The organism is Zoogloea sp., from assembly GCF_030157465.1.
Lineage (GTDB): Bacteria > Pseudomonadota > Gammaproteobacteria > Burkholderiales > Rhodocyclaceae > Zoogloea.
The window spans coordinates 1-8,120 of record NZ_JAOAUU010000163.1 but is presented as its reverse complement, the minus strand read 5'-3'; the positions used below and the strand labels follow the sequence as shown (position 1 = coordinate 8,120).

4 protein-coding genes and 3 tRNA genes are annotated in these 8,120 nt (G+C 65.3%); 4 read left to right on the top strand and 3 right to left on the bottom strand.

Annotation, left to right across the window (positions count from 1 at the left end; all coding sequences use genetic code 11):
• Positions 1 to 4: 4 nt before the first annotated feature.
• From Q1W26_RS19725 to Q1W26_RS19715, 3 genes are all read right to left on the bottom strand, one after another.
• A tRNA-His gene (locus Q1W26_RS19725) sits at positions 5 to 80 on the bottom strand.
• 49 nt (positions 81 to 129) lie between these two features.
• Positions 130 to 203 (bottom strand) — tRNA-Arg (locus Q1W26_RS19720).
• Between the two features lie 26 nt (positions 204 to 229).
• Positions 230 to 306, bottom strand: a tRNA-Pro gene (locus Q1W26_RS19715).
• Positions 307 to 516: 210 nt separating this feature from the next.
• Between Q1W26_RS19715 and Q1W26_RS19710 the strand changes: the two genes are divergently transcribed.
• From Q1W26_RS19710 to Q1W26_RS19695, 4 genes are all read left to right on the top strand, one after another.
• Positions 517 to 3,366, top strand: coding sequence for a PAS domain S-box protein (locus Q1W26_RS19710; protein WP_300443682.1), 2,850 nt, complete (start codon positions 517 to 519; stop codon positions 3,364 to 3,366).
• A gap of 246 nt (positions 3,367 to 3,612) precedes the next feature.
• Positions 3,613 to 6,300: a bifunctional acetate--CoA ligase family protein/GNAT family N-acetyltransferase gene (locus Q1W26_RS19705; RefSeq protein ID WP_300443674.1), complete on the top strand. Its 2,688-nt coding sequence runs from the start codon at positions 3,613 to 3,615 to the stop codon at positions 6,298 to 6,300.
• Position 6,301: 1 nt separating this feature from the next.
• Positions 6,302 to 6,904, top strand: coding sequence for a DNA-3-methyladenine glycosylase I (locus Q1W26_RS19700; protein WP_300443667.1), 603 nt, complete (start codon positions 6,302 to 6,304; stop codon positions 6,902 to 6,904).
• Positions 6,905 to 6,923: 19 nt separating this feature from the next.
• Positions 6,924 to 7,772 (top strand): D-hexose-6-phosphate mutarotase, encoded by an 849-nt coding sequence (locus tag Q1W26_RS19695; protein WP_300443663.1) that lies wholly within the window; start codon positions 6,924 to 6,926, stop codon positions 7,770 to 7,772.
• The last annotated feature ends 348 nt before the right edge of the window (positions 7,773 to 8,120 follow it).

The window sequence follows — 8,120 nt, the reverse complement described above, 5'->3', positions numbered from 1 at the left end:
TTGTTGGGGCGACATACCGGGTTCGAACCGGTGACCACTGGAATCACAATCCAGTGCTCTACCAACTGAGCTAATGCCGCCACTGCGGGTTATCGACTTGCGTCGCCAACCGTAAAACTTTTGTCAGAGCCTGCCCGACAGGAATCGAACCTGTAACCCCCGGCTTAGAAGGCCGGTGCTCTATCCAGTTGAGCTACGGGCAGATTGCCGCGGGCACGGGATGAAGCCTTGGTCGGGGTGGAGAGATTCGAACTCCCGACATCTTGCTCCCAAAGCAAGCGCGCTACCGGACTGCGCTACACCCCGAGAGCCGCGAATATTACGCATGTCGTTTCCGCTCGTCAAACGTTTTCGCAAAATTTTTTTGACCCCAACAAAAACCGGGCAGGAGCGGCAGAATTTTGCTCTGTTTGTGTGAAGCCGCATGGTCCGTCACCTTTGGGCGTGCAACAAAAGCCTTTCAGGCGTCGATAATACGGCCCGATGGTTTCCCGTTCCGCCGCCTCGCTGCTTCGCATGGCAGCCCTTCCTCTATTGCTGACCGCCGGCGGCGTTCTCGCGCCTGCTGCCCTCGCAGGGCCGGCGAGTGCCCTGGAAAACCTGGGCATCGCCAGCGAGGCGTCACCTTATCTGCTGACGGTGGGTGGCGGGCTGGCCGGACTGCTGCTCGGGCTCCTGCTCAGGCGCCGCCCCCCCGCTCCCCTCGCGCCTCGGCCGACGCCCGGCGAAAGCCACTCCGCGCCCCCGGCCCCATGGCGGGATTTTGTGGAGCTTTCTGCCGACTGGCCGTGGGAAACCGACGCCACGATGCGTTTCGTGGCGATCCCCGACGCCCCGACTGCGCCCAGCATTGCGCCGGCGGATGCCCCGGGCCGGACCTGGGAAGAAGTCATCATCCCGGAGCTGCCCACTGATTTTGCGATTGCCCACCGGGACACCCTCAGCCGCCACGGGCCGATCGCCGTCACCCTGACCCGCCGCAGCGCCACCGGCGAAGTGCGCTATCTGGAAATTCGCGGCCGCCCCGTGTTCGATGCGTCGGGCCGCTTCCAGGGCTATCGCGGCATCGGACGCGAGGTGACCGACCGGGCCCGCCTCAGCGCCGACCTCGAGCGCAACGAGGAGCGCATCCACGCGCTGATCGCCTACAGCACCGACGGCTACTGGGAGCAAGACGCCAACCTGCACTACACCGCCATCACGGCCAGCTCGGGCCACCTCGCCGACCTCGCCGCTGAAGACGCCATCGGCGCCCGGCGCTGGGAGCTGCCGGGCGAATCGCCCGACGAGGCGCCGTGGGCCGAACACATCACCCAGCTCAAGCAGATCGAACCGTTTTCCAATCTGGTGTTCTGCCGCCAGGACCGCAACGGCCGGGCGGTGTGGCTGAGCGAATCGGGGATTCCGGTATTCGACCAACGCGGGGTTTTTGCCGGCTACTGCGGCACGACCCGCAACATCACCGATAAAGTCATGGCCCGCGACCGGCTGCAGCGGGATGAAGCGCTGTTCAGGGCGCTCTTTGAAAACCTGCCGATCAACGCCGGGCGCATTTCGACGGACGAACGCTGGCTGCAACTGAATGAATCCCTGTCCGGCTTTCTCGGCCAGACACCCGGCGCCCTGGTCGGCACGCCCATCGACGCGGTCATGACGCCCGAGGATGCCGCCGCCGGCAAAACCCTGCGGGCGCGCTGCCTGGCCGGCGAGATCGACCGCTTCAGCCGCGAAGTGCGTTACCACGGCGCCGGCGACAGCACGCTGTGGTGCCGCGAGTCCGTCCGCCTGATTCCCGGCAACGACGATGTGGCGCCGTCCTTCGCCATCGTGATCGAAGACATCTCGGCCATCCGCGACACCCTTGACGACCGCCGCACCGGTGAAGAGCGTTACCGCCAGCTTTTCGACCTGTCGCCCGAAGCCACGCTGGTGTGCATCGACGGCCGCATCCACCTGTCCAACGCCGCCAGCCGCCGGCTCTTCGCGGCCGACGAACAACACCCGCTGGAAGGCGTCGAGCTGCTGTCGCTGGTCCACCCGGACGACCGGGCCATGGAAGCGGCGCGGCTCGAACAGTTCGGCGCCAACCCGCAGCAGACCGCCCTCGCCCCGCTTCCGCTGCGCTACCTGCGTCTCGACGGCGAACCGATCAACGCCGAAGCCACCGGCGTGCGCATGCACTTCGACGGCCGTCCGGCGGTACTTTATGCACTGCGCGACGTGGCCCGCTGGCTGTCGGCCGAACAGGTGCTGCGCGAAAGCCGGGCCATGTACCGGGACGTGGTCGAATCGGTCAACGAAATTCTCTTCCAGACCGACGCCGACGGACGCGTCACCTTCCTCAACCGCGCCTGGCGCCACACCACCGGCTTCGACGGGCGCCTGACGATCGGCCAGAACCTGCTCGATTTCGTCGCCGACGAAGACCGTGGCCGCGTCGACCAGCATCTGCGCGGCATCCGCGAAGGCTTCGACGAAATCTCCCAGTTTGAATTCCGCCTGCGCACCCACTCCGCCGGGCCGCGCTGGGTCGAAGCGACGATCCGCCCGCTGCGCGACACCTACGATCACGTCGTCGGCAGTTCGGGCACCCTCGACGACATCACCACGCGCAAGAAGGCCGAGCAATCCCAGCACGACCTGAACCGCGAGCTGGAAGCCCGCGTGCGGGTGCGCACCGCCGAACTCGAGGCCTCCAACCGGGAGCTGGAAGCCTTCTCCTACTCGGTTTCCCACGATTTGCGCGCGCCACTCCGGGCCATCGACGGCTTCGCCCAGATCGTTGCCGAAGACTACGCCCCGCGCCTCGACGAAACCGGCCGCGAATACCTCCAGCGCATCCGCGTGGCCACCCAGAAGATGGCCCGCCTCATCGACGATCTCATCGACCTCGCCCGCCTGACCCGCCAGGCCATGAAACGCGAGCAGGTGAACCTCAGCCAGATCGTCGAACAGATTCTCTCCGAACTGCGCCAGGAAGACCCCGACCGGCTCATCGAGATCCACGTCGAACCCAGGCTGATCGCCGCCGCCGACCGGGCGCTGATCCGCGTCGCCCTCGAAAACCTGCTGCGCAACGCCTGGAAATTCACCAGCCGCCGTGAAGTGGCGCAAATCCGCTTCCACGCCGAAATGCGCGACCGGCAGATCGTCTACTGCGTCAGCGACAACGGCGCGGGCTTCGACATGAGCTTCGCCTCAAAGCTCTTCCTGCCCTTCCACCGCCTGCACGGCATCAGCGAATTTGCCGGCACCGGCATCGGCCTGGCCACCGTCCAGCGGGTCATCCAGCGCCATGAAGGACGGGTATGGGCACAGTCCGTACCCGACGAAGGCGCCAGCTTCTTCTTCACCCTGAGCCATTAAACAAACGCTCCGGCTGTTGCACCGCCGCCAAAACGTCGCACTCGCGCAACGCCCTGAATACTCAAGACTTGATATAAGTCACACCCGGTGTTGTGCATCGCAATATATCGGCACATCCGCCCGTCCCGGGCGGCATTCTTGCGGGTTAAAATTGCGGAAATTCCGGCCGATAAGCATTCCGTCACCACGGCAAGCTACCCCGTTGCTCAGACGGGCCGCCCACACAGCACCTACCGAGCATTCACCATGAACGAACAACACTACCTCACCCCCCTCTTCGAACCCCGCTCGGTCGCCATCATCGGCGCCACCGAACGGGAAAATTCCCTGGGCAACGTGCTCGTCCGCAACATGCTGGAGGCGGGGTTCAAAGGTAAGTTGTTCGCCGTCAATCCCAAGTACGACCAGGTGTTCGGCGTGCCCTGTTACAAGAGCGTCGAGGACATCCCCCAGCGCCTCGACCTGGTGGTCATCACCACCAAGGCCGACCGCGTCCCGGCCATTGTCGATGCCTGCGGCCGCGCCGGCACCAAGGCCGCCGTGGTGATCCCGTCCGGCTTCGCCGATGCCGGCCCGCGCGGCAAGATGCTCGAAAAGAACACCGTCGAGAACGCCCGCCGCCACCGCATCCGCCTGCTCGGCCCCAACTGTCTCGGCGTGCTGCGCCCGGAGCTCGGGCTCAACGCCAGCTTCGCCCGCGGCGGCGCCATCAAGGGCTCCATCGGCCTGATCTCCCAGTCCGGCGCCCTCTGTTCGGCCATCCTCGACTGGGCACGCCCCAACAACGTCGGCTTCTCCTCGGTCATTTCCCTGGGCACCTCGGTGGACGTGGACTTCGGTGAAGCCCTCGAATACATGGTGTCGGACTCCCGCACCGAAAGCATTTTCCTGTACGTCGAAGGCATCAAGGACGCGCGCCGCTTCGTCAGCGCGCTGCGCGCCGCGGCCCGCGTCAAGCCGGTGCTGCTGATCAAGGTCGGTCGTCACCCGGTCGGCTCCCGCGCGGCCCACTTGCATTCGGGCGCGCAGGTTGGCGAAGATGCCGTGTTCGACGCCGCACTGCGTCGCGCCGGCGTGATCCGCCTGTACAACCTGGGCCAGCTGTTCGCCGCCGCCAACGCGCTGTTCTCCCATTTCCGTCCGCGGGGCAACCACCTGGCCATCATCACCAACGGCGGCGGCCCGGGTGTCATGGCGGCCGACCGTGCCGCCGACCTGCGCATTCCGCTGGCCCAGCTCGCCGACACCACCATCGCCAAGCTGAACGAAGTCCTGCCGCCCACCTGGTCCCACGGCAACCCGATCGACATCGTCGGAGACGCCGACCCCGAGCGTTACCGCAAGACCCTGGATATCGTGCTGGCCGACGAGAACGTCGAAGGCGTGCTCACCATGCTGTGCCCGCAGGCCATGACTTCGCCCACCGACGTGGCCCAGCAGGTCATCGAGGCCGAGCGCAGCGCCGACAAGCCGATCTTCACCTGCTGGATGGGTGAAGAGCACGTCCGCGAAGGCCGCCAGCTGTTCGAGGCCGCCGGCATCCCGACCTTCCGCACCCCCGAGCCGGCGGTCGAGCTGTTCGGCCACATTTCGGCCTATTACCGCAATCAGAAGCTGCTCGTTCAGACGCCCTCGTCGCTGTCCTCGCACCTCAATCCGCCCTCGGTGGAAAGTGCCCGCCTGGTCATCGAAACCGCCCTTTCCGAGCGCCGCAAGAACCTCAACGAAATGGAATCCAAGGCCCTGCTCGCGGCCTTCCGGATTCCCATCGCGCAAACCGTTGTGGCCCGCTCGGCCACCGAAGCGATGGTGCTGGCCGAAGAACTCGGCCTGCCGGTGGCCATGAAGATCGACTCGCCGTCGATCACCCACAAGGCCGACACCGGCGGCGTGCGCCTCAATCTCAACGGGCTCGCCGCAGTGCGCTCTGCCTACCAGGAGATCCTGGAAGACGTCAAACGGAAGCGCCCGGACGCGGTCATCAACGGTGTCGCCATCGAGCCGATGGTCATCAAGCCCTACGGCCGCGAGCTGATGGTCGGCGCCGTGCGCGACCCGATCTTCGGGCCGGTGATCACCTTTGGCGAAGGCGGTGGCCACGTCGAGATCCAGGCCGACCGCGCCGTCGCCCTACCGCCGCTGAACAACTACCTCGTTCAGGATCTGATCAAGTCCACCCGCGTCTCGACCCTCCTCGGCGAATACCGCAACATGCCGCCGATCAACATGGACTCGCTCGAGTTCGTGCTGCTGCGCATCTCCGAAATGGTGTGCGAGCTGCCGTGGATCCGCTCGATCGACATCAACCCGCTGATCGTGGACGAAAACGGCGCGGTGGCGCTGGACGCCAGCATCATCGTGGACAACATCGCCCCGACGGCGGACCGCTACGATCACATGGCGATCCACCCGTACCCGTCGCACCTGATCACCAAGCTCTCGATGCCCGAAGGTGAAATCACCGTGCGCCCGATCAAGCCCGAAGACGCCGAGCTGGAAATCGACTTCGTGCGCAAGCTGTCGCCCGAAACCAAATACCTGCGCTTCATGAACACCATGCGCGAACTGCCGCCGGCCATGGTGGCCCGCCTCACCCAGATCGACTACGACCGGGAAATGGCCTTCGTGGCCACCAAGGAAGAGGATGGCAAGGAAGTGGAAATCGGCGTGGCCCGCTACGCCGTGAATCCGGACGGTGAAACCTGTGAGTTCGCCATCGTCGTCGCCGAGGACTGGCAGCACCGCGGTCTCGCCCGCCGCCTGATGGGCGTGCTCATCGAAACCGCCCGCAATCGTGGCCTCAACGCCATGACCGGCCTCTTCCTGTCGAACAACGACCGCATGCTGAAGTTCGTCAGCAGCCTCGGCTTCATCCTGTCCAACGACCCGGAGGACAACACCGTCAAGCACGGCATCCTCACCCTGCAGGGCTGAGATGAAAGACACCGGCACGCCCCTTGTACGCTGCGCCTGGTGCGGGGAATCGCCCCTGTACCAGGCCTACCACGACACCGAATGGGGCGTGCCGCTGCACGACGACCGGGCGCTCTTCGAACTGCTCACGCTCGAAGGCGCCCAGGCCGGGCTGTCGTGGATCACCGTCCTCAAAAAACGCGAAAACTACCGCGCGGCCTTCGCCGGCTTCGATCCGGCGCTCGTGGCGCAATTCGGCGACGCCGAGACCGCCGCGCTGCTGGCCAATCCCGGCATCGTGCGCAACCGGCTGAAGATCGCCTCGACGATCGGCAACGCCCGCGCCTTTCTGGCCATCCAGGCCGAGTTCGGCAGTTTCGACGCCTGGCTGTGGAATTTCGTGGATGGCCTGCCCATCCAGAACACGCTCGGCAGCATCCGTGAAATCCAGGCCAGCACCCCGCTCTCCGACGCACTCAGCAAGGCGCTCAAGAAACGCGGTTTCCGTTTCGTCGGCAGCACCATCTGCTACGCCTTCCTGCAGGCGGCCGGGCTGGTGAACGATCACACCACCGACTGCTTCCGCCATGGCGAGGTCGCCGCGTTATCATCGCGCCCTCTGTAACCTCAGCAACGCCCCAAACATGACCGACCAGATCGAAATGGCCGAGCTGCACGGCCAGCCCGTGCTCAAGCTGCAAACGCCCGATGGCGCCGTTGCCCTCGTCAGCCTGTTCGGCGCCCAGGTGCTGTCCTGGACCCCGGCCGGCGGCGAAGATCGCCTCTACCTCAGCCCCGAAGCCGTGTTCGACGGAAAAACCCCCATCCGCGGCGGCGTGCCCGTCTGCTTCCCCCAGTTCGCCAGCCTCGGCCCGCTGCCCAAGCACGGCTTCGCCCGCACGCAGCTGTGGTCGGTCACCGACACGCGCCCGGGCAAGGATTTCACCCTCGTCACCCTGCGCCTCCTCGACAACGCCGAAACCCGTGCCGAGTGGCCCCACGCCTTCGCCGCCGAAATGAGCATCGCCATCGGCGCCGGCCGTCTGGACATCGAACTGGAAGTGGAAAACACCGGCGATGCGCCCTTCAGCTTCACCGCCGCGCTGCACACCTACCTCAAGGTGAAGGAAGTTGAAGCCGCGCGTATCGCGGGCCTGCGCGGCCTGGAATACCGGGACAGCGCCGACGGCGACACCTCGAAGCTGGAAATGAACGACGAAGTCATCATCGACGATGAAGTCGACCGCATCTACCACGGCATGCCCCCCGCCCTGCTGGTGCACGAAGGCCACCGAACACTGGGCATCCACGCCGAGAACCTTCCCGACGTGGTGGTGTGGAACCCGTGGGTCGACAAATGCGCAACGCTTGCCGACATGCCGGCCGACGGCTTTCGCCGCATGCTCTGCGTCGAAGCCGCCGCCGTGCGCGAGCCGGTCGAACTGGCCCCCGGCGCCAGCTGGTGGGGCCGGCAGTCACTGGTCGCGATGTAAAAAAAGGGCCTTGCGGCCCGTCGGACCCACGCCCGCCCCTCAAAGCCCCCGCCTGTCGGGGGCTTTTATTTGGCTATGTCACTGTTAGCTGTGGAATCTTTGCGTTGTTGTGCCTGTGCGATGGCGACTTGTAGGGGCGACTTCAGTCGCCCACGGAGGCTGATCAACGGCTTGCCTGAGATTCAACGCGCGGATGGGCGACTGAAGTCGCCCCTGCATAACCCCATATCGCCCTTGCATCGTCGGGTTGATTCACTTCCACAGACAACGATGACAGAGCCTTTTATTTTGCGTGTGACCCGTCCTGAAATAGGTTGACACTTTTTTGCCGCAGCAAGGAAGCGTCAA

Excerpts from the sequence above, each read along its gene's own strand:
- Q1W26_RS19695 (WP_300443663.1), top strand. The coding sequence starts at position 6,924 with ATGACCGACCAGATCGAAATGGCCGAGCTGCACGGCCAGCCCGTGCTC.
- Q1W26_RS19705 (WP_300443674.1), top strand. The coding sequence starts at position 3,613 with ATGAACGAACAACACTACCTCACCCCCCTCTTCGAACCCCGCTCGGTC.
- Q1W26_RS19700 (WP_300443667.1), top strand. The coding sequence starts at position 6,302 with ATGAAAGACACCGGCACGCCCCTTGTACGCTGCGCCTGGTGCGGGGAA.
- Q1W26_RS19710 (WP_300443682.1), top strand. The coding sequence starts at position 517 with ATGGCAGCCCTTCCTCTATTGCTGACCGCCGGCGGCGTTCTCGCGCCT.